The sequence below is a fragment of the Leucobacter sp. UCD-THU genome (assembly GCF_000349545.1).
GTDB lineage: Bacteria > Actinomycetota > Actinomycetes > Actinomycetales > Microbacteriaceae > Leucobacter > Leucobacter muris.
The window spans coordinates 57,110-78,234 of record NZ_APJM01000024.1 but is presented as its reverse complement, the minus strand read 5'-3'; the positions used below and the strand labels follow the sequence as shown (position 1 = coordinate 78,234).

The following is a 21,125-nucleotide window of genomic DNA, read 5'->3' as shown; positions in this document are numbered from 1 at the left end:
TGCGACCGGGCAAGTCTAAACGCTCACTGTTTCCGAACGGTCACGATCCCGCCCGCAGCGAAATCCGTCCTTCGCGATGACCGCGTTCGCGGTCACCAGCCCCGGGCGAGCCACGCCTCGAGATCCGGCGCCTCCGCCGCCACCGTGGTGCTGTCGCCGTGGCCCGGTCTCACGACGGTCGCCGACGGCAGCGTGAGCAGGCGGGTGCGGATCGACTCCACGATCTGCTCGAAACTCGAGTACTCCCAGCGGGTGGCGCCGGGGCCGCCCTGGAAGAGGGTGTCGCCCGAGAACACGGTGCCGAGCGCGGGCGCGATGAAGCACACCGAGCCGGGCGTGTGCCCCGGCGTGTGGGCGACCGCGAGGTCGACGCCCGCCACCAGGAAGCTCGCGCCGTCGGCGAGCTCGAAGTCGGGCAGCGTCTCGCCGTGGGCCTCGCGCCACAGGAAGAGGTCGGCCGGGTGCAGGTACACGTGCGTGTCCAGCATCCGGGCCGCTTCCACCGCGGCGTTCACGTGATCCTCATGACCGTGGGTGAGCAGGATCCCCAGCGGATCCCGATCGCCCACCGCGGCCACGATCGCCTCGGCGTCGTGCGAGGCGTCGATGACCAGCGCCTGCTCGTCGTCGCCCACGATCCAGACGTTGTTCTCGAGCTCGACCCCGTCAGCGGGGTAACCGGGGCGACCCGCGCCGACGAGGCCGCGGGTCACCACCCGGTCGATCCGTGCTTCCGACATGATGCCGTCTCAGCCGCGGGTCACCACGACGGGGCACGGCAGGGCCTGCAGCACGCCGTGGCTCACCGAGCCCAGCAGCAGACGCGAGATGCCGCCGCGGCCGCGGCTGCCCACGACGAGCAGCTCGGCGCCCTCGGCCGCCTGCACGAGCGCCGCCACTGGAGGCGACTGCACGATCTCGCGACGAATCTCGAGGTCGGGGTAGCGCTCCGCCAACCCGGCGACGCCGATCGCGATGGCCTCCTCGGCGGCCGAACGCTGCGACTCCACCAGCTCCTCGCTCCAGAGATACTCGAGGCCCGGGGTGAGCGGGGGCATCCAGGCGTAGACCGCGATGAGCGGCGAGCCGCGGAACGAGGCCTCCTCGGCCGCGACCGCGATGGCCCGCTTCGAGGCCTCCGAACCGTCGACGCCCACGACCACGCCCGGCTTCGGCTCAGCCGAGGCCACGGCCGGGATCACCGCGACCGGGCAGTGCGCGGTCGCCGCGACCTTCACCGCGCGGGTGCCGAAGAACGAACCCGCGAACCGGCTGCCGTTGTGCGCGCCGAGGATGAGCAGATCGGCGTGCTTCGACGCCTCCTCGACCTCGGCGATCGGGTGGCCGACCACCGCGGTGCCCGAGATCTTGCCCTCGAAGCCGAGGCTGCGAGCGTACTCGGTCTCGGCGTGCAGCATCTGCTCGGACGCCTGCTGCGCCTCCGAGAGGAACGCGACGCTCTCCGAGAGGAACGAGTCGTCGGCGACGTGCAGCAGCTCCACCTCGGCTCCGCGCTCCGTGGCTCGAGCGAGGCCCCAGGCGAGCGCGACGCGGCTCTGCTCGGATCCGTCGACACCGATGAGATACTTCGATGACATCTTCGTTCCTTTCTCTCGGGTTCTGCGGCGGGCCTGAGGTCAGGCCTCGCGCGCCGGAAGATGCGCGGGGTGGTTTCCTGCGAGCTGCTCGATGATGCGCACCACCTGGCAGCTGTAGCCGTACTCGTTGTCGTACCAGACGTAGACCACTGCGCTGTCGCCGGTCACGATGGTGGCGAGGCCGTCGACGATGCCCGCGCGGTTCGAGCCGACGAAGTCGTTCGAGACGATCTCGGGCGACTCGACGTAGTCGATCTGGGTGCGCAGGGCGCCGGTGAGCGACACCTCCTCGAGGAAGGCGTTGATCTCGTCGCTCGTGGTCTCGCGCTCGAGCTGCAGGTTGAGCACGGCCATCGACACATCCGGGGTGGGCACGCGGATCGCGTTGCCGGTCAGCTTGCCCTCGAACTCGGGCAGCGCCTTCGCGACCGCCTTCGCTGCGCCGGTCTCGGTGAGCACCATGTTGAGGGCGGCGGAACGGCCGCGGCGGTCGCCCTTGTGGAAGTTGTCGATGAGGTTCTGGTCGTTGGTGTACGAGTGCACCGTCTCGACGTGGCCGCGCTTCACACCGAAGCGGTCGTTGATGACCTTCAGCACCGGCGTGATCGCATTGGTGGTGCAGGAAGCGGCGCTGAGGATCGTGTGCTCGTCGGTGATCTTGTCGTTGTTGACGCCGTAGACCACGTTGAGCATGTCGCCCTTGCCCGGCGCGGTGAGCAGCACGCGGGAGATGCCACGGTTGCGCAGGTGCTGGCCGAGGCCCTCGGCGTCGCGCCAGCGACCGGTGTTGTCGACCAGGATCGCATCCTCGATGCCGTACTCGGTGTAGTCGACGCTGGCCGGGTCGTTCGAGTAGATGACCTGGATGCGCACGCCGTTCGCGAGGATCGCGTTCTCGTCCTCGAGCACCTTGATGGTGCCGTTGAAGGGGCCGTGCACCGAGTCGCGGCGCAGCAGGTTGGCTCGCTTCACGAGGTCGTTCTCGGATCCCTTGCGCACCACGATCGCCCGCAGGTTCAGGCCGTTGCCGCTGCCCGAGTGGTCGATGATGATGCGGGCGAGCAGGCGTCCGATGCGGCCGAAGCCGTAGAGCACGACGTCGGTGCCCTGACCCGGGCGGGCGTCGAGCGCGGGAGCGAGCTGCTCGCGCAGGTAGGCCTCGACGTCGCCGCCGCCCGAAGCGCGGAAGCCGTTCGCGAGCAGCGCGAGGTCGAGCGAGACCGGGCCCGGCTGGATCTTCGCGAGCGCCTCGACGATCGCCGAGGTCTCCTCCAGGGGCAGCTCGACGTCGTCGATCTTGTGGGCGTAGTAGTGAGCACGGATGATGTCGATCGGGGAGCGCCCCACCAGGCTGCGTCCGTGGACGGACATGACCACGTCGTGGTCGCGGTAGAGCTGGCCGATCAGCGGAATCATCCGCTCTGCGAGTTCCTGCTTCGCCTTCCAAGCCTCGAGGTGAGCATCAGCACGCTGAATCATGTGAACGGAGGGGTCCTTTCAACACTGTCATGAAGAGAATCGGCCTGCCCGCCGACGACGCTTGTTCGTCAGTGCCAGTATCCCATGACCGGCCTTGGATGACGCAGTGTGACACCGTGATTTCGCCCGCCGGGCCCGATCCCGCACGCTTGTTCTCGTACCGCCGCGCCCGACGCGGCGTCGACCCACCAGCACATCGATCATGAGGAGCATCATGACCTTCACGAAGCGCGGCATCCTCGCCGCCTCGATCACCGCGCTCGCACTCGCCGCCACGACGGCGCTCGCCGGCTGCTCGGCCGCCGGGGGATCCGACGAGGGCGGCGGCGGCGCGGCCGCCTCCGAGACGGTGCGCATCGGCGTCGTCGGCGCGAGCGACCCCTACTGGGAGACCTTCACCGCGGCCGCCGCCGAGGAGGGCATCGAGGTCGAGCTCGTCGACTTCACCGACTACAACCAGCCCAACCCGGCGCTGAGCGAGGGCGAGCTCGACCTCAACCAGTTCCAGCACATCGTGTACCTGGCCGACTACAACGTGGCGAACGACGACGACCTCGTCGCGATCGGCTCGACCGCGATCTACCCCCTCGGCGTGTTCTCCACCAAGCACGACTCGCTCGAGGACATCCCCGAGGGCGGCACGGTCGCTATCCCCTCGGATCCGACCAACCGCGCCCGCGCGCTCAACGTGCTGCAGGCGGCCGAGCTCATCGAGCTGAGCGACGGCGGCAGCCTGTTCTCGACCCCCGACGACATCGACGCCTCCGCGTCGAAGGTGCAGGTCACCGAGATGGACGCATCGTTCACCGCGACCTCGCTCTCCGACGTCGACGCCGCCGTCGTCAACAACGACTTCGTGACCGACGCCGGCCTGAAGTTCGACGAGGCGCTCTACCAGGACGATCCGGAGGACGAGGGCGCGAAGTACTTCATCAACATCTTCGCGGCCCGCGCCGAGGACAAGGACAACGAGACCTACCAGAAGCTCGTCGAGATCTACCAGACGAACCAGGACGTGCAGGACGGCGTCTTCGAGAATTCGGGGGACAGCGCGATCCTGCTGAACACGCCGGTCTCGGAGCTGCAGGAGATCCTCACCGATTCCGAGGAACAGGTCCGCGAGAACAAGTAACCGCTCGTCGCGCAGCGAGAGCAGCGATTAGGATCGGGGCGTTCGGTTTCACCGGGCGCCCCGATCCGCATCCGCGGCGAGCAGGAGGGAGACCGCGCATGACGCGTGTCCAGATGATCGGCGTCTCCAAGCGCTATCCGGGTCGCGGCAAGGGCGCCGCGCAGGTGGTGGCGGTCGACGACGTCTCGATCGACGTGGCCTCGGGCGAGATCCACGCCATCATCGGCTATTCCGGAGCCGGCAAGAGCACCCTGCTGCGCCTCGTCAACGGCCTCGAGCGGGCGAGCTCGGGCCGCATCCTGGTGGGCGACGACGAGATCACGAGCCTGCCCGAGGCGAGGCTGCGCGCGGTGCGCGGCCGCATCGGCATGATCTTCCAGCAGTTCAACCTGTTCCATTCGAAGCGGGTGTCGAAGAACGTCGAGTACCCGCTCGTGGTGGCCGGCGTCTCTCCGGCGGAGCGCAAGCGTCGCGTGGCCGAGCTGCTCGACTTCGTCGGCCTCGGCGACAAGGCGGAGGCGTACACCGACCAGCTATCGGGCGGCCAGAAGCAGCGGGTCGGCATCGCTCGGGCGCTCGCGACGAACCCGGGTGTGCTGCTCGCCGACGAGGCCACGAGCGCGCTCGACCCGCAGACCTCCCAGGAGGTGCTCGCGCTGCTGAAGCGCGTCAACGACGAGTTCGGCATCACGATCATCCTCATCACCCACGAGATGGAGGTCGTGCGCGGGATCGCCGATCGCGTCACCGTGATGGACGGGGGCCGCGCGGTGGAGCAGGGCGGCGTCTTCGACGTCTTCTCGAGCCCGCAGACCACCACGACCAGGCGCTTCGTGTCGAGCGCGCTGCCCACGGAGCCCCAGGCCGAGCACCTCGAGCAGCTGCGCGAGCGGCACCGGGGCCGGCTGGTGACGCTCACATTCCGCGATGGAGACGTGGATCAGCCCGTCGTGTTCCGCACCCTCGCCGAGCGCGGCGTCGGGGTGAGCATCGTGCACGGCGGCGTCACCGACGTGGGCGGCCGCAGCTTCGGCAAGCTCACCCTCGAACTCATCGGCGACGACCTGCGCGTCGAGCACGCGATCGCGGCGCTCGCGCAGGAGACCGACCTGGAGGTGCTGGTCTGATGGACAAGCTCATGGAGCTGCTCGCGAACGGCAAATTCCTCGAGGCGACGGTCGAGACGCTCGTCTACGTCGTGTTCGCGATGGGCATCGGCGGGGTGCTCGGCCTGATCATCGGCGTGCTGCTCACGGTCTCCCGACAGGGAGGCATCCTGCAGAACCGCGCCCTCTACTGGACCCTGAACTTCCTCGTGAACTTCTTCCGGCCGATCCCGTTCGTGATCCTCATCGCCGCGATCCAGCCGCTCGCCCGCCTCGTCGTCGGCACGGGCATCGGGGATCGCGCCCTGATCTTCGTACTCGTCTTCGCGGCGACCTTCGGCATCGCGCGACTCGTCGAGCAGAACCTGCTCACCGTGCCGCCCGGGGTGATCGAGGCCTCGCGCGCCATGGGCGCCGGTCCGCTGCGCACCATCCTCACGGTGCTGATCCCCGAGGGTCTCGGCCCCGTCGTGCTCGGCTACACCTTCGCGTTCATCGCGGTGGTCGACATGACCGCGATGGCCGGCGTGATCGGCGGCGGCGGCCTCGGAAACCTCGCCCTGCAGTACGGCTACCGCCAGTTCAACCCGTGGGTCACGTGGTCGGCCGTGCTCATCATCATCGCCATCGTGCAGCTCGTGCAGCTGCTCGGCAACGTGTTCGCCCGCAAGCTGCTCCGGAGGTAGCCCGTGTCATCAGCCCCGCCGCGCACCCTCGCCGATCTCCGGCGCGTCGCCGAGGAGTTCTGGCCCGCCTCGACCGCCGAGGGGTGGGACCGCGTCGGCCTCGTCTCCGGTGCGGGCGATGCGCCCCTGCGCCGGGTGCTGCTGGCGGTCGACGCGGTGGCGGCGACCGTCGACGAGGCGCTCGAGCTGGGCGCGGACGCTCTGCTCACGCACCATCCGCTGCTGCTGCGCGGCATTCACACGATCGCCGAGGACACCTCGAAGGGCGCGCTGCTCGCGAGGCTCATCCGCGGCGGTTGCGCGCTGCTCGCGGCGCACACGAACGCCGACCAGCCCGAGGGCGGCGTCTCGGCGGTCGTCGCCGAGCGGCTCGGCCTCGTGTCGGCCGAGGCGATCGTGCCGGCCGAGGGGCCCCGACCGGGCGAGGTGTTCGGCATCGGCAGGGTCGGCGACCTCTCCGAGGCGACCTCGCTGCGCGAGTTCGCCGAGCGGGTCGCGGCGATCCTGCCCGAGACCGTGAGCGGCGTGCGGGTGGCCGGCGATCCGGATCGGCCCGTGCGTCGCATCGCACTGCTCGGCGGGGCGGGGGACAGCCTGCTCGATCACCCCGCGGTGCGCGCCGCCGACGTCTACCTCACCTCCGATCTGCGGCACCACCCCGCGCAGGAGTCGATCGAGCAGTCGCTCGCCGCGGGCGGGCCCGCTCTCGTGGACGTCGCGCACTGGGCGAGCGAATCGCTGTGGCTCGAGGGTGCGGCCGAGCGGCTCTCCGCCCGGCTGCCCGGCGTCGAGTTCGCGGTGAGCGGTCTGCGCACCGATCCGTGGAGCTTCGCGGTCGGGGCGTCGAGGCTCTGAGCCTCGGCCCGATCCGGGCCTTCTCCGGACGCCGTCGCGGGCTCCGGCCCGGCGCGCCTGCCCGTGCTTCGGATCTCGCCGACGTCTCGGATCGGATCGCGCGTTGCGCCCCGAGACATCGGCGTGCTCCGAGCGAACGGCCGGGGGCGCCGCCCGGGTAGGCTTGACCCCATGAAAGCCAGCCCTCGCCAGCAGCAGCTGCTGCTCGACCTGCAAGACCGCGACAACACGATCGCCCGGCTCCGTCGCAAGCGCAGCACCCTGCCCGAGCGGGCCGAGCTCGACGGGCTGACCGGCGAGGCCGAGCAGGCGAAGGCGCGCTTCATGGCGGCGCAGCGCGAGCTCGACGCCCAGAACGCCGAGATCGCGCGCGTCGAGGCAGACGTGCAGCTCGTGAGCCAGCGCCGCGCGCGCGACGAGCAGCTGATCGCGGTGAGCACGTCGTCGAAGGAGGCGCAGGCGCTGCAGAGCGAACTCGACACGCTCGCGCGGCGGCAGAGCGAACTCGAGGATCGCGAGCTCGAGATCATGGAGGTGCAGGAGCGGGCGCAGGCCGAGTTCTCGGCCGCCCAGCAGGTGCTCGCCGGCGTCGACGAGCGCCGCGCCGCGATCAGGGCGAAGATCTCGGAGGCCGAGCAGCGCCTCGACCGCGAGCTCTCGTCGCGCGGCGAGGAGCGGGCCGGCATCGCGGCCGAGCTGCAGCGCGACCTGCTCGACCTCTACGAGGAGCTGCGGGGCCGCATCGGGATCGGCGCGGCCCGTCTGCGGGGCGGCGTCTCGGAGGCCAGCAACATGTCCCTGACGCCGGCGGAGCTCAGCGACATCCGCTCGGCCGCCCCCGACGAGCTCGTCTTCTGCCCGGGCACCGGCGCGATCCTCGTGCGCGTCGAGGGGGAGTAGCGCCCCGCGCCGCTGCCGCCGCGCACGCGCGGTAGACTGGATCCGGAACGGGCTGGCGGGCGGTCGCGTCGCGGCACTTCGGTGCTCGCGCCGAGGAACGTCCGGGCTGCACAGAGGAGAACGGTGGGTAACACCCACCCGGGGCGACCCGCGAGAAAGTGCAACAGAGAGTAGACCGCCCGATGCGGCACGCTGCATCGGGTAAGGGTGAAAGGGTGGTGTAAGAGACCACCGGCGTTCGTGGTGACACGGGCGGCCAGGTAAACCTCGTTCGCAGCAAGGCCAGACAGCAGACGTCGACGCTCCTCGCCGAGTCTGCGGGTAGGCCGCTAGAGGGTGTCGGCAACGGCGCCCCGAGAGAGATGACCGTCACCGGCCGGTTCGCCGGCCGGGACAGAACCCGGCGTACAGCCGGCCCGTTCCCCTCTCCGCCCTGATGCTTCCGCGTGATTCTGCGGAGGTATCAGGGCGGTTTCGTGTCTCCGAGGAGCCCTGGACGCACCGTGGACACGGTGGCGGCGCGAGACGAGACCGCCCGACGCGATGATCGCGGGCTGCACCGCCGCGGCGATGTCGAGTCGTACGAGACCGCGGGCCGGTCACCCCGAGACGGTCAGCAGCTCGAAGCCGTCCTCCCGCACCACGATCGTGTGCTCGAACTGCGCCGTGACGCTCTTGTCGCGCGTGGTGACGGTCCAGCCGTCGTCCCACTGATCCCACTCGTACGAGCCGAGCGTGAGCATCGGCTCGACCGTGAAGACCATGTTCGGCTTGATGACGTCGCCGTAGGCCGGGGCCGAGTCGTAGTGGGGGATGATGAGACCCGAGTGGAACGACGAACCGACGCCGTGCCCGGTGAAGTCGCGCACCACGCCGTAGCCGAAGCGCTTCGCGTACGTCTCGATGACGCGACCGATCACATTGACCTGGCGCCCGGGCTTCGCCGCCTTGATGCCGCGCATCATGGCCTCGTGCGTGCGCTCGATGAGCAGGTCGACCTCCTCGGAGACCCGACCGACCCGGAAGGTGCGGTTGGTGTCGCCGTGGAAGCCGTCGAGGTAGGCGGTGACGTCGACGTTGACGAGGTCGCCCTCGCGCAGCACCGTGTCGTCGGGGATGCCGTGGCAGATCACCTCGTTCACCGACGTGCACGAGGAGGCCCGGTATCCGCGGTAGCCGAGCGTCGAGGGGTAGGCGCCCTGCGAGACGACGTACTCGTGCGCGACCCGGTCGAGCTCGGCCGTGGTGACACCGGGACGCACGGCGTCGCCGACCGCGTCGAGCGCGCGCGAAGCGACCCGGCCCGCGGCTCGGATGCGCTCGATCTCCGCCTCGCTGTAGGTGTCGTCCCCCGTGTAGGCGGGAGGAGCCGCGAGGCCGACGTAGGGAGGACGGGCGATCTGCTGGGGGACGGTGCGCGGCTGGGGCGCGGAACCGGGGACCAAATGGCCGTGTGCGTCGAAGGGCATGCCTCTAGTCTATGAAGTAGGCCCGGCTCGCCCGGGTCCGGATCGTCCGGAACCGACCGGGCGCCGAGCAGACGCGCGATCCGCGCGAACCGAGGAGGTCATGATGAGCAAGCGGGACTGGGGAGTCGACGACACCGAGGAGACCTACTGGTACAACACCCGCACCGGCGAGGTCGAGGAGGGGCCGCAGTCGCTCGGCATCGACCGGATCGGTCCGTTCAAGACGCGCGAGGAGGCCGCCAACGGCCCGGCCAAGCTGCAGGAGCGCGCCAAGGAGTGGGCGGAGGAGGACGCTCGGGAGGACTGAGCCCCCGCTGAGAGGACGCGGTCGGCCCGCGCTGCCGAAACACGGATGTCACAGGGGCGCGCTAGTCTGGCAATAATCGTCAACTGAGCGAACGGAGCCGGTGTGAGCAAGCAGCGCGATTTTGTTCTTCGCACCATCGAAGAGCGCGGCGTGAAATTCGTGCGTCTCTGGTTCAGCGACGTGTCGGGCACTCTGAAGTCGGTGGCGCTCGCCCCCGCCGAGGTCGAGGGCGCGTTCAGCGAGGGCATCGGCTTCGACGGATCCGCCATCGAGGGGCTCACCCGAGCGTACGAGTCCGATCTGCTGGCCGTGCCCGACCCCTCGACCTTCCAGCTGCTGCCGTGGCGCAGCATGTCCGCGCCCACGGCGCGCATGTTCTGCGACATCCGCACCCCCAACGGCGAGCCCGCCGTCGCCGATCCCCGCAACGTGCTCAAGCGCACGCTGGCTCAGGCGGCCGAGCAGGGGTTCACCTTCTACACGCACCCCGAGATCGAGTTCTACCTGCTGAAGTCCTCCGAGTACGGCTCCGAGGGCCCGGTGCCCGTCGATCGCGCCGGCTACTTCGACAACGTGCCCGGAGGCACGGCGCACGACTTCCGTCGCGAAAGCGTCGCGATGCTCGAGGAGCTCGGCATCTCGGTCGAGTTCAGCCACCACGAGGCCGGGCCCGGCCAGAACGAGATCGACCTGCGCTACGCAGACGCGCTCACCATGGCCGACAACATCATGACGTTCCGCACCGTGGTGAAAGAGGTCGCGATCGCGCAGGGCGTGCACGCCACCTTCATGCCGAAGCCGCTCGTCGGTCAGCCCGGCTCGGGCATGCACACCCACCTCTCGCTCTTCGAGGGCGACGCCAACGCGTTCTACGATCCGGGCGCCCGCTACCAGCTCTCGCAGACGGGCCGCCGCTTCGTGGCGGGCCTGCTGCGCCACGCGCCCGAGATCACCGCGGTCACCAACCAGTACATCAACTCCTACAAGCGCCTGTGGGGCGGCGATGAGGCGCCCTCGTTCGTCAGCTGGGGGCACAACAACCGCTCCGCGCTGGTGCGCGTTCCGATGTACAAGCCCGGCAAGGGCGGCGCCGCGCGCGTCGAATACCGAGGCATGGACAGCGCGGTGAACCCCTACCTGGGCTTCTCGGTGCTGCTCGCGGCCGGTCTCAAGGGCATCCGCGACGAGTACGAGCTGCCTCCCGAGGCAGAGAACAACGTGTGGGCGCTGAGCGACGGCGAGAGACGGGCCATGGGCTTCGACCCGCTGCCCACCAGTCTCGATCACGCGCTCGCGGTGATGGAGCGTTCAGAGCTGGTGGCCGAGACCCTCGGCGAGCAGGTGTTCGCCTACTTCATCCGCGACAAGCGCCGCGAGGTGAGCGAGTACCGCGCTCAGGTCACGCCCTACGAGCTCGGCTCGATGCTCGACACCATCTGAGAGGCGCTCCAGGGTGGCCGATCAGACCGAGCTGCGCCTCGCGGATGTGGCGCGCGCCGGCTTCCAAGACCTTTCCGAGTCGCGCGACGCGCTGCATGAGCTCGCCCGCAGCCTCGAGATCGGCGTCGACGAGCTGCTGCGAGCGTTCTCCGGCGCCGCCGACCCCGACGCGGCACTGATCCGCATCCGGCACCTCGCGGAATCCCACCCCGAGCGCGCCCGCGCCCTCGATCCTCGCCTGCTGCGTCGGCTCTGCCTGCTCATCGGCGCCTCGCCCGCACTCGGCGACTTCTTCGCGCGGCGCCCCGAACGGCTCGTCGGCATCCTCGAGACCGGTGGGCGCGCGATCCACGCCGACGAGGCCCGCGCGGCCCTGCTCGACGCGGTGCGAGACGACGGCGCAGACGCTGCCGCCCCGAGTGCCGCGCTCACCGGCGAGAGCGGCTGGAACGCCCTGCGGGTGCGCTATCGCGAACTACTCTCGGAGCTGATGCTCTTCGATCTGCGACGCTCGAGGAAGGGCGAGGCCGCCGAGGCGTTCGAGGAGGTCGCGCTCTCGCTCTCCGCGCTCGCCGGGGCGGCGATCGAGGCTTCCCTCGCAGTCGCGCGCGCCACGCTGGTCGCGGGATGCTCGGGCCCGCCCGTGCCCTCGGAGCGCGTCGCCGCCGCGCAGCTCGCCGTCGTGGCCATGGGCAAGTGCGGCGCGGAAGAGCTCAACGTGGTCTCCGACGTCGACGTCGTCTTCATCGTCGCGAGCGCCGACGACGATGCGCTCGACGGCGATGCGCTGATCCGCGTCGGCACCCGGCTCGCAAGCGAGACGATGCGGGGGATTCACGACCCCGCCTTCGAACCGCCGCTCTGGCAGCTCGACGCGAACCTGCGCCCGGAGGGCCGGCACGGCGCCCTCGTGCGCACCCTCGGTTCCATGCTCAGCTACTACGAGCGCTGGGCGAAGGCCTGGGAGTTCCAGGCCCTGCTGAAGGCCCGCCCGCTCGCCGGCGATTTGCACCTCGGCGGCGAGTTCGTGGAGCGCACGCGCGACCTCGTGTGGGCCTCATCATCGCGCGAGGACTTCGTGGGCTCGGTGCAGCGCATGCGCCAGCGCGTCACCGAGCACATCGCCGACGACGAACTCGAGGTGCAGCTCAAGCTGGGCCCCGGCGGGCTGCGCGACATCGAGTTCAGCGTGCAGCTGCTGCAGCTCGTGCACGGCCAGTACGACGACCGCCTGCACCTGCGCGGCACGCTGCCGTCGCTGCGCGCCCTCGTCGACGGCGGGTACGTCGCCCGCGGCGACGGCGAGCGGCTGGCGGCCGACTACCGCTTCCTGCGCGTGCTCGAGCACCGGCTCCAGCTGCGCGAACTGCGCCGCACCGCGATCATGCCCACCGACGAGGAGGCGCTGCGCGTGCTCGCGCGCGCCACCGGGCTCGCCGACAACGGCGGGCTGCTGCTCGAGAGCTGGGAGCGCACGAAACGCGAGGTGCGCGAACTGCATCTCAAGATCTTCTACGCCCCGCTGCTCAGCGCGGTCGCGGCGCTTCCGGAGGAGGAGCTGGTGCTCGGCAGCGACGAGGCGCGCGCGCGTCTCGTCAGCATCGGCTTCCGCGATCCCGACGGAGCGATGCGCCACCTCGCGGCGCTCACCCGCGGCACGTCGCGGCGGGCGCGCATCCAGCGCAACCTCATGCCGGTGCTGCTGCAGTTGCTGGCCGAGGGCACCGACCCCGACTACGGGCTGCTCGCGTTCAGGCGCGTCAGCGAGGCGAACAGCGAGACCCCCTGGTACCTGCGCCTGCTGCGCGACGGCACCGAGGCGGCCGAGCGGCTCACGCGCGTGCTGTCGTGCTCGCGCTTCGCGGCCGAGTTGCTCGAGTCGCTGCCCGAGTCTGTGGCCTGGCTCGAGCGCGACGAGCAGCTGCGCCCCATGAGCCGCGAGCAGCTGTTCGCCGAGATGCGCTCGATGTCATCGCGTCGCGACGGCGCCGAGGCGGCGGCCGCGGCGCTGCGCACGGTGCACCGGCGAGAGGTGCTGCGGCTCGCGATGGGGCGCATCACCGGGGTGATCGGCGAGGCCGAGGTGGCGGCCGGCCTCGACGCTGCGCACACCGCGCTGCTCGACGCGCTGCTCACCGCGATCCGCCTCGACGCGGTCGTGAAGTGGGAGGGCGATCCGATCGAGCTCGCGCTCATCGGCATGGGCCGTTACGGCGGCGGCGAGCTGGGGTTCGCCTCGGACATCGATCTCATCGCCGTGTTCCGGGCCCCCGGCACCGTGGCCGCGGATCGTGCGTCCCGTGAGGCGGTGCGGCTGATCTCGGAGCTGCGCCGTCTCGTCTCGGATCCGCGGTTCCCCGTCGACCTCGACTTCGATCTGCGGCCCGAGGGCAAGAACGGGCCGCTCGCCCGCAGCCTCGACGCCTACCGCTCCTACTACCAGCGGTGGTCGGTGACGTGGGAGGCCCAGGCGCTGCTGCGCGCGCGAGCCGTCGGGGGAGACGCCGCCCTCGGCGCAGACTTCATCGAGCTCGCCGACGAGATCCGGTATCCCGCGTCCTTCGGCGAGAACGAGGTGCGCGAGGTACGGCGCATCAAGGCCCGGGTCGAGGCCGAGCGGCTGCCGCAGGGCGCCGATCCCCGTCGCCACCTGAAGCTGGGCCCGGGGGGCATCAGCGACGTCGAGTGGCTCGTGCAGCTGCTGCAGCTGCGCGAAGGGCAGCGCCACCCCGAGCTGCGCACCGTCTCGACGCTGCGCGCGCTCGAGGCCGCCAACGAGCTCGAGCTGCTCGGCCCGCACGAGGCCGACCACCTCGCAGACTCGTGGCGCTTCGCGAGCCGCGTGCGCTCGGCGCTGAAGCTGTGGACGGGCCGTTCCTCGGATTCGCTACCGGTCGATCGTACCGACCTCGACGGCATCGCCGGGGTGCTCGACCTGCCGCGCGGACGCACCTTCGAGCTCGAGGAGCGGTGGTTCGCCGTCTCGCGTCGCGCGCGCGCCGTCTTCGAGCGGGAGTTCTTCGGCTACGCCGAGCAGGACGTGCGCTTTCCGCTTCCCTGATCCGTTCACCGTCACGCTACGAAACATGCGAACGATGTTTACGCAAGGGGCTAGCGCGCGAGGTCGCCCAAGCGTAATCTGATTGTTATGCAGTACCTACAGTCATTCCTCGAGGCTCTCCTCGCCGAAGACGGTGCTGAGTTCGAAGACGAACTCGAATCCTGATCGGCAAGGGCGCCGCCGCCCGCTCGCGACATCGTCGTCGCCCGACATGAACGACGCAAGCCCCGACCGCCCGGTCGGGGCTTGCGTCGTCTCGGAGGAGCAGAGCTGCGGCGGAGCACGGGCGGGAAGAGACCCGGACAGCGTCCGCGAGCCGTCGCCTGCGCCGTCGCACCCGCTCCGGAAGCACGAGAGCCCCCGGACGACAGGTCGTCGGGGGCTCTCGTCGCCTCAACGCGGATTACACCCCGTAGTAGAGCTCGTACTCGAAGGGGTGCACCCGCACCGCCATCGGCAGGATCTCGTTCTCGCGCTTGTAGTCGATCCAGGTCTGGATGACCTCCTCGGTGAACACGCCGCCCTCGAGCAGGAACTGGTGGTTCGCCTCGAGCGCGTCGAGCGCCTCGTCGAGCGAGCCGGGCACCTGGGGAATGCTCTTCGCCTCCTCGGGGGGCAGCTCGTAGAGATCCTTGTCGATCGGCTCCATCGGCTCGATGCGGTTGCGGATGCCGTCGAGCCCCGCCATCATCTGCGCAGCGAAGGCGAGGTAGGGGTTGCCCGAGGCGTCGGGGGCGCGGAACTCGATGCGCTTCGCCTTCGGGTTCGAGCCGGTGAGCGGGATGCGCACGGCGGCCGAGCGGTTGCCCGCCGAGTAGGCCAGGTTGACCGGGGCCTCGTAGCCCTTGACCAGACGGCGGTAGCTGTTGATCGTGGGGTTGGTGAAAGCCAGCAGCGCGGGCGCGTGGTGCAGGATGCCGCCGATGTACCAGCGGGCGATGTCGGAGAGCTGCGCGTAGCCGTTCTCGTCGTAGAACAGCGGCTCGCCGCCCTTCCAGAGCGACATGTGGGTGTGCATGCCCGAACCGTTGTCGCCGAAGACCGGCTTCGGCATGAAGGTGGCGGTCTTGCCCCACAGCTCGGCGGTGTTCTTGACGATGTACTTGAATTTCAGCACGTCGTCGGCGGCCTTCACGAGCGTGTCGAAGCGGTAGTTGATCTCGGCCTGCCCCGGGGCGCCGACCTCGTGGTGCGAGCGCTCGAGCTCGAGACCGGCCTCGATGAGGCGCAGCGAAATGTCGTCGCGCAGGTCCGCCTGCTTGTCGACGGGCGAGACGGGGAAGTAGCCGCCCTTCGCCGGGGTGTGGTGGCCCAGGTTGCCGCCCTCGTCGTTGCGAGCGGAGTTCCAGCCGGCCTCTTCGGAGTCGATCTCGAAGAAGGTGCGGCGCGGGGTGGTCTCGTGACGCACCGAGTCGAGGATGTAGAACTCGGCCTCCGGGGCGAAGAACGCGGTATCGGCGATGCCGGTCGAGGCGAGGTACTGCTCGGCCTTCTTCGCGATCTGGCGCGGATCCTTCGAGTAGATCTCGCCCGTGCGGGGGTTGAAGATGTCACAGATCAGGATGAGCGTGCGCTCGGCGCGGAACTGGTCGATGTAGGCGGTGCTGACGTCCGGGATGAGCTGCATGTCGGACTCGGCGATGCCGGCGAAGCCGCGGATCGAGGAGCCGTCGAACATCTGACCGACCTCGAAGAAGTCGAGATCGACCGTGGCAGCCGGGATGTTGAAGTGCTGCTGCACGCCGGGCAGGTCGACGAAGCGGATGTCGACGAACTTGACGTCGGTCTCCTTGATGAAGTCGATCACTTCTTGGGGGGTGGTGAACATACTGCTCCTCGTGGTCAGATCGGCCCGTGCTCTCACGACGGCTCGGCCCGATTGCTTGTTACCAGCCTATGCGAGCCTGATTTCAAAACCGTGATTCCGATGTTTCACGGGTGTTACGCCTGCACGCGCCCGGTGCATCGCCGGATCAGGCACGGATCAGCACCGTTCCGGCGATCTTGTCATGGAAGCCGCGCTGGTCGGAATCCCAGACCAGCACCGGGATCACGAGGCACAGCAGCAGGGTGCGCACCGCGGGCCGCCAGGGGCCGACCCAGCCGCCGGCGATGGGCACCACGCGGAGGCCGAGCAGCCGGTGCCCGATCGAGCCGCCGATGGTGGGGATGAAGACGCTCTGCATCACCGCGAAGATCAGGTAGTTCCACCACTCGGGGTGGGCGCCTCCGATGAGCAGGTAGGCGGGCAGTGCCGCGAGTCCCCAATCGATGAGGATCGCGAGCGCGCGCCTGCCGAGCCGGGCGACCGAGTGGGGGCCGGACTCGGGCAGGCCGAGGCGCTCGCCTGGCCACTTGCTGGGCTCGAGGTCGCCGAAGCGCTGCGGCGCAGAGGGGGCAGCCATCGGGATCAGCGTGGACGCTGCGGGCGGACGCGGTTGGGATCCATGCCCTTCGGGATGCCGACGGGAGCGGCCTGCAGCGAGGAGAGCCGGTTGTAGACGGCCGCCACCTCGTTGCGGTTGAGCTTCGGCTTGAGCCGCAGCAGGGTCTTCGAGAGCTTCGGGAGCGGCACGCCGTCGCCGTCGGGGCCCACGTAGAGGTGCACGACCTCGATGTTGCGAAGTGCGCGCTTGATCTTGCGCTCTTCGTCGGCCGCCATGCGCTCGGTGCGCTGGCGCGAGCCCTCGGAGATCAGCACGACGCCGCCGCGGCCTACGACCCGGTACACGGCGTCCTGGTTGCGGTTCATCGCCACCGGCACCTCGGAGCCGCGCCACGAGCGCCGCAGAGCGCCCTGCACTACGGCGCCCACGGCGCCGGGGCGGCCCTCGATCTGCTGATAGGCCATGCGCTCGGCTCGGCGACCGAGCACGATCATGACGAGCAGAATGCCGACGAGCACGCCCGTGACCGGCCAGATCACCCAGCCGAACCAGCCTCCCGGCAGCAGCCAGGCGAGCAGCACCGAGACGGCGACGGGAGCGATGAAGCACAGCAGGAGCGCCCAGGGGAGGTTGCGGTCGTGAACCTTGGTGGTCTTGTAGATCTCCACCATCTGCCGGATGCGACCGTTGCGCTTCGCCTTCTCTTCTGCCATGACACCTAGGATATCGGCTCTGGCGGCGCACTCGAACCGCGCACCGCGCTTCCATGCCCACGAAGCAGCGCATGTTCGCTCACAGCGCGAGGGATCCGCGGCTTTCTGCGAAGTTCTCCACGGTTGCGAACGACCCGGGCCGATCGTGCGGATCGTACCGCAGACTGGTGTCGAGCCGGAGCCGCCGATCGGCGGCTCGGACGGGAGCGTGATGGGAACCAGAGGACGGCGCACTGGCCGGATCGGGGCGGCCGCCGCTCTCGCGGCAAGGGCGGAACGGGTTTGCCTCGCCGGCATCGAGCTGCGCACGAGGGGCGACTGCGCCGACCCTCGCGGTGATCGCCGGGGCCGACGCCACGCGCACGATCGCGGCTGCCGAGCCCTGGGGCTGACGATGCACGGGCTCGAGCGCGCGCTGCGCTGCTGGGACACCGTCGGGGCCGCGGGGCTGCTGCTCGAGGCGCTCGAAGAGGCCTCCTCGGAGATCGAACGGGGCGGCCGCTGGAGCGCGCAGCTCGCGAGCGAGGCCGCCTGCTATGCGCTGCGCAGCAGGATCACCCCGGCGACGCGGAGCGCCCCGGACGACGACGCGGGCCGCGGCCACCGATGAGGTGGCCGCGGCCCGCGCTGGATTCGAGTCGGCTCAGATGCCGAGATTGCCCTCGAAGTCGCCCGCCTCGAGCCGCTGCTTCACCTGGGTGAGGAAGCGCGCGGCGTCGGCGCCGTCGACGATGCGGTGGTCGTAGGAGAGCGCCAGGTAGACCGTGGAGCGCACGGCGATCGCGTCGCCCTCCGGTCCCGAGATCACCATCGGCTTCTTCACGACCGCACCGGTGCCGAGAATCGCCGACTGCGGCAGGAACACGAGCGGCGTGTCGAAGAGCGCGCCGCGCGAGCCGGTGTTCGTGAGCGTGAAGGTACCGCCGCTCAGCTCGTCGGGGGTGAGCTTGTTGTCGCGGGTGCGCTCGGCCAGATCGGCGATCTCGCCCGCGATCTGGGCGAGGTTCTTCTCGCCCGCCTCGCGCAGCACCGGCGTCAGCAGGCCTCGCTCGGTGTCGACCGCGATGCTGATGTTCTCGGTGTCGGGGTAGACGATCGAGTCGCCGTCGACGGTCGCGTTGATGATCGGGTAGGTGCGCAGCGCCTCGGCGGCGGCCAGGGCGAAGAACGGCAGGAAGGACAGCTTCGAGCCGGTCTTCTGCAGGAACTCGTCTTTCTTGGCCTGACGCAGCTGCGCCACGCGGGTCACATCGACCTCGACCACGGTGGTGAGCTGCGCGGTGTTCTGCAGCGACGCGACGGCCCGCTCCGAGATCACCTTGCGCAGACGGCTCATCTTCTGCGTGGTGCCGCGCAGCTCGGAGACCTCGACGGCCGCAGCCGCGGCGGGGGCCGCAGCTGCGGGCGCGGCGCTCTTCGCAGTCTCGGCGGCGGCGAGCACGTCCTCCTTGCGGATGCGACCTCCGACGCCGGTGCCCGTGACCTTCGAGAGGTCGACACCGGTATCGTGGGCGAGCTTGCGCACGATCGGGGTGATGTACCCGGACGACGGAGCCGGCTGCTCGGCGGCGGGCTGCGCCGGAGCGGCGGGCTGCTGAGTGGGCGCGGCCGGGGGAGCGGCGGGCGCCGCCTCGGGCTGCGTGGTCTCGGCGGCGGGGGCGGGGGCCTCGGCAGCCGCGGGCTGCTCGGCGGCGGCCGGCTGTTCGGCCTTCGCGGGCTCGGGCGCGGCCTGAGCCGCGGGCTCGGGTGCCGCCTGAGCTGCGGGCTCGGGTGCGGCCTGAGTCGCGGGAGCCTCACCGCTGCCGATGCGGGCGAGCACACCGCCGACCTCGACGGTGTCGTCTTCCTGCACAGCGATCTGCTGCAGCACACCGGCGATCGGGGAGGGCACCTCGGTGTCGACCTTGTCGGTCGAGACCTCGAGCAGGGGCTCGTCGACCTCGACGGTGTCGCCGACGTTCTTCAGCCAGCGGGTCACCGTGCCCTCGGTGATGCTCTCGCCGAGGGAGGGCAGCACGACGTCCTGCGCGTCCGAACTCGCACCGGCCGGAGCCTCCTGCTGAGCCGCGGCGGGCTGGGCGGCGGCCTGGGGCTGCTCGGGAGCCGGCTGCTCGGCGGCAGGGGCCGGCTGCTCGGCCGGGGCGGCCTCGGCGGCGGGAGCCTCGGATGCCGGAGTCTCGCTCGGAGCGGACGAGCCGCTGCCGTCGCCGACGCGCGCGAGCACGGCGCCCACCTCGGCGGTCTCGTCCTCCTGCACCAGGATCTCCTCGACCACACCCGCGACGGGCGACGGGATCTCGGTGTCGACCTTATCGGTCGACACCTCGAGCAGGGGCTCGTCGACCTCGACGGTGTCGCCGACGTTCTTCAGCCAGCGGGTCACCGTACCCTCGGTCACGCTCTCGCCCAGTGCGGGGAGGACCACCGATTCACTCATCGTGCATTTCTCCGTTTCGTTCGTTGAAGTCTGTCAGCCGCGCTCAGATGGCGTGCAGCGGCTTGCCCGCGAGCTTCAGCATGGTCTCGCCGATGGTCTCGTTCTGGGTCGGGTGCCCGTGGACGAAGGGCGCCACGTCCTCGGGGTAGGCCTCCCAGTTGACGATGAGCTGCGCCTCGCCGACCAGCTCGCCGACGCGGGCGCCGATCATGTGCACGCCGACGACGGGGCCGTCGTTGACGCGCACCGCCTTCACCGTGCCCGCGGTGCCGAGGATCGAACTCTTCGCGTTGCCCGCGAGGTTGTACTCGTAGCTGCTGACGTTGTCGGCGCCGAACTGCTCCTTGGCCTTCGCCTCGGTGAGGCCGACCGACGCGATCTCGGGGTCGCAGTAGGTGATCTTCGGGATGTTGACGTCCTGCACGACGACGGGGTTCAGGCCCGCGATCTGCTCGGCGACGAAGATGCCCTGCTGGTAACCGCGGTGCGCGAGCTGCAGACCGGGCACGATGTCGCCGATGGCGTAGACGCCCGGCACGTTGGTCGCCAGGCGCTCATCGGTGAGCACGAAGCCGCGATCCATCTCGACCCCGACCTCCTCGAAGCCGAGCCCCTGGGTGGCGGGGCCGCGGCCGACCGCCACGAGCAGGTAGTCGGCGGACAGCTCGGTGCCGTCTTCGAGCGACACCGTCACGCCGCTCGCGTCCTGCGAGACCGACTTGAATCGCACGCCGACCTTGAAGTCGATGCCCCGCTTGCGGAAAGCGCGCTCGAGCTGCTTCGAGACCGACTCCTCTTCGTTGGGGACCAGGTGGGGCAGGCCCTCGACGATGGTCACCTCGGCGCCGAAGGAGCGCCACACGCTCGCGAACTCGACGCCGATCACGCCGCCGCCGAGGATCACGACCCGCTTCGGGATCTCCTGAAGCTCGAGCGCCTGCTCGCTCGCGATCACGCGGCCGCCGATCTCGAGTCCCGGCAGCGAGCGGGAGTAGGAGCCGGTCGCGAGCACGACGTGCTTGCCGATCACACGGTCGTCGCCCACCTGCACGGTCGTGGGGGAGACCAGACGGCCCTCGCCCGCGATGACGGTGATGCCGTTCGCCTTGAGCAGCCCCTGCAGGCCCTTGAACTTGCCGGCCACGAGGTTCTCGCGGAAGCGGGTCACGCCGGCGATGTCGACGCCGGAGACGCTCGACAGCACGCCGTACGCCTCGCCCTCGCGGGCCACGTCGGCGATCTCGGCCGAGTGGAGCAGTGCCTTGGTGGGCACGCAGCCGCGGTGCAGGCAGGTGCCGCCGAGCTTGTCCTTCTCGATGACGGCGGCGCTGAAGCCGAGCTGCTTCGCCCGGATGGCGGCTGCGTAGCCGGCGCTGCCGCCGCCCAGAACGACGATGTCAAACTGCTGATCGGCCAAGTGGGATCTCCCTCGGGGTGTTCGCAATGTGTCTCGGCGGCCCGTTGGTGGTGTCGGGCGCACTGAGTCCAGCCTACACCCGGCCAGGCGCCGCACGGCGGGCCGTTGCGCTCCGCAGGCGGGTTCGCTATGGGCGTG

The 21,125-nt window shown here is 70.1% G+C and carries 18 protein-coding genes and 1 other RNA gene; 10 read left to right on the top strand and 9 right to left on the bottom strand.

From position 1 onward, the window contains the following. Positions 1-92: 92 nt before the first annotated feature. Genes H490_RS16855 through H490_RS16845 form a run of 3 tightly spaced genes read right to left on the bottom strand, consistent with a single transcriptional unit; the run spans position 93 to position 3,077 of the window. Complete coding sequence (locus H490_RS16855) at positions 93-740, bottom strand: MBL fold metallo-hydrolase (RefSeq protein WP_031289449.1); 648 nt, start codon at positions 738-740, stop codon at positions 93-95. A 9-nt stretch (positions 741-749) separates the two neighbouring features. After that, positions 750-1,598, bottom strand: coding sequence for a universal stress protein (locus H490_RS16850; RefSeq protein WP_017882557.1), 849 nt, complete (start codon positions 1,596-1,598; stop codon positions 750-752). Positions 1,599-1,637: 39 nt separating this feature from the next. Further along, positions 1,638-3,077, bottom strand: coding sequence for a glyceraldehyde-3-phosphate dehydrogenase (locus H490_RS16845; protein ID WP_031289447.1), 1,440 nt, complete (start codon positions 3,075-3,077; stop codon positions 1,638-1,640). 214 nt (positions 3,078-3,291) lie between these two features. Here H490_RS16845 and H490_RS16840 point away from each other — a divergent pair, with 214 nt between their 5' ends. The 6 genes from H490_RS16840 (at position 3,292) to rnpB (ending at position 8,180) form a co-directional block, all read left to right on the top strand. Further along, a complete protein-coding gene (locus tag H490_RS16840) occupies positions 3,292-4,209 on the top strand; it encodes a MetQ/NlpA family ABC transporter substrate-binding protein (RefSeq protein ID WP_017882555.1) in 918 nt (305 codons plus the stop codon). Positions 4,210-4,307: 98 nt separating this feature from the next. Continuing rightward, complete coding sequence (locus tag H490_RS16835) at positions 4,308-5,336, top strand: methionine ABC transporter ATP-binding protein (RefSeq protein ID WP_017882554.1); 1,029 nt, start codon at positions 4,308-4,310, stop codon at positions 5,334-5,336. Then, positions 5,336-6,001, top strand: a complete 666-nt coding sequence (locus tag H490_RS16830; RefSeq protein ID WP_017882553.1) for a methionine ABC transporter permease — start codon at positions 5,336-5,338, stop codon at positions 5,999-6,001. Before H490_RS16835 ends, H490_RS16830 begins: the two co-directional genes overlap by 1 nt. A gap of 3 nt (positions 6,002-6,004) precedes the next feature. Next, positions 6,005-6,856, top strand: coding sequence for a Nif3-like dinuclear metal center hexameric protein (locus H490_RS16825; protein ID WP_017882552.1), 852 nt, complete (start codon positions 6,005-6,007; stop codon positions 6,854-6,856). 171 nt (positions 6,857-7,027) lie between these two features. Next, positions 7,028-7,756: a zinc ribbon domain-containing protein gene (locus tag H490_RS16820; protein ID WP_017882551.1), complete on the top strand. Its 729-nt coding sequence runs from the start codon at positions 7,028-7,030 to the stop codon at positions 7,754-7,756. A 47-nt stretch (positions 7,757-7,803) separates the two neighbouring features. Further along, positions 7,804-8,180, top strand: an RNA gene (rnpB, locus tag H490_RS30875) — RNase P RNA component class A. Positions 8,181-8,355: 175 nt separating this feature from the next. Here rnpB and map read toward each other — a convergent pair. Further along, positions 8,356-9,225 carry a type I methionyl aminopeptidase gene (map, locus tag H490_RS16815; RefSeq protein WP_017882550.1) on the bottom strand — a complete coding sequence of 290 codons (870 nt, stop codon included), beginning with the start codon at positions 9,223-9,225 and terminating at the stop codon, positions 8,356-8,358. A gap of 100 nt (positions 9,226-9,325) precedes the next feature. Between map and H490_RS16810 the strand changes: the two genes are divergently transcribed. The 3 genes from H490_RS16810 (at position 9,326) to H490_RS16800 (ending at position 14,033) form a co-directional block, all read left to right on the top strand. Then, positions 9,326-9,532: a hypothetical protein gene (locus H490_RS16810; RefSeq protein WP_017882549.1), complete on the top strand. Its 207-nt coding sequence runs from the start codon at positions 9,326-9,328 to the stop codon at positions 9,530-9,532. 102 nt (positions 9,533-9,634) lie between these two features. Further along, a complete protein-coding gene (glnA, locus tag H490_RS16805; RefSeq protein ID WP_017882548.1) occupies positions 9,635-10,972 on the top strand; it encodes a type I glutamate--ammonia ligase in 1,338 nt (445 codons plus the stop codon). Positions 10,973-10,985: 13 nt separating this feature from the next. After that, on the top strand, positions 10,986-14,033 hold the full coding sequence (locus tag H490_RS16800) for a bifunctional [glutamine synthetase] adenylyltransferase/[glutamine synthetase]-adenylyl-L-tyrosine phosphorylase (protein WP_017882547.1): 3,048 nt from the start codon (positions 10,986-10,988) through the stop codon (positions 14,031-14,033). 403 nt (positions 14,034-14,436) lie between these two features. Here the strand turns inward: H490_RS16800 and glnA (H490_RS16795) are convergent, their stop codons facing one another. The 3 genes from glnA (H490_RS16795) to H490_RS16785 all read right to left on the bottom strand — a co-directional run bounded on the left by glnA (H490_RS16795) (position 14,437) and on the right by H490_RS16785 (position 17,133). Further along, positions 14,437-15,861: a type I glutamate--ammonia ligase gene (gene glnA, locus H490_RS16795; protein ID WP_017882545.1), complete on the bottom strand. Its 1,425-nt coding sequence runs from the start codon at positions 15,859-15,861 to the stop codon at positions 14,437-14,439. Between the two features lie 145 nt (positions 15,862-16,006). Then, positions 16,007-16,438, bottom strand: a complete 432-nt coding sequence (locus H490_RS16790) for an RDD family protein (RefSeq protein ID WP_017882544.1) — start codon at positions 16,436-16,438, stop codon at positions 16,007-16,009. 5 nt (positions 16,439-16,443) lie between these two features. Beyond that, positions 16,444-17,133 carry a DUF4191 domain-containing protein gene (locus tag H490_RS16785; RefSeq protein ID WP_017882543.1) on the bottom strand — a complete coding sequence of 230 codons (690 nt, stop codon included), beginning with the start codon at positions 17,131-17,133 and terminating at the stop codon, positions 16,444-16,446. A 394-nt stretch (positions 17,134-17,527) separates the two neighbouring features. Here H490_RS16785 and H490_RS16780 point away from each other — a divergent pair, with 394 nt between their 5' ends. Then, complete coding sequence (locus H490_RS16780; RefSeq protein WP_017882542.1) at positions 17,528-17,743, top strand: hypothetical protein; 216 nt, start codon at positions 17,528-17,530, stop codon at positions 17,741-17,743. 33 nt (positions 17,744-17,776) lie between these two features. Here the strand turns inward: H490_RS16780 and sucB are convergent, their stop codons facing one another. Further along, positions 17,777-19,570 (bottom strand): 2-oxoglutarate dehydrogenase, E2 component, dihydrolipoamide succinyltransferase, encoded by a 1,794-nt coding sequence (gene sucB, locus H490_RS16775; protein ID WP_017882541.1) that lies wholly within the window; start codon positions 19,568-19,570, stop codon positions 17,777-17,779. A gap of 43 nt (positions 19,571-19,613) precedes the next feature. Next, a complete protein-coding gene (gene lpdA, locus H490_RS16770) occupies positions 19,614-20,987 on the bottom strand; it encodes a dihydrolipoyl dehydrogenase (RefSeq protein ID WP_017882540.1) in 1,374 nt (457 codons plus the stop codon). Positions 20,988-21,125: the final 138 nt, after the last annotated feature.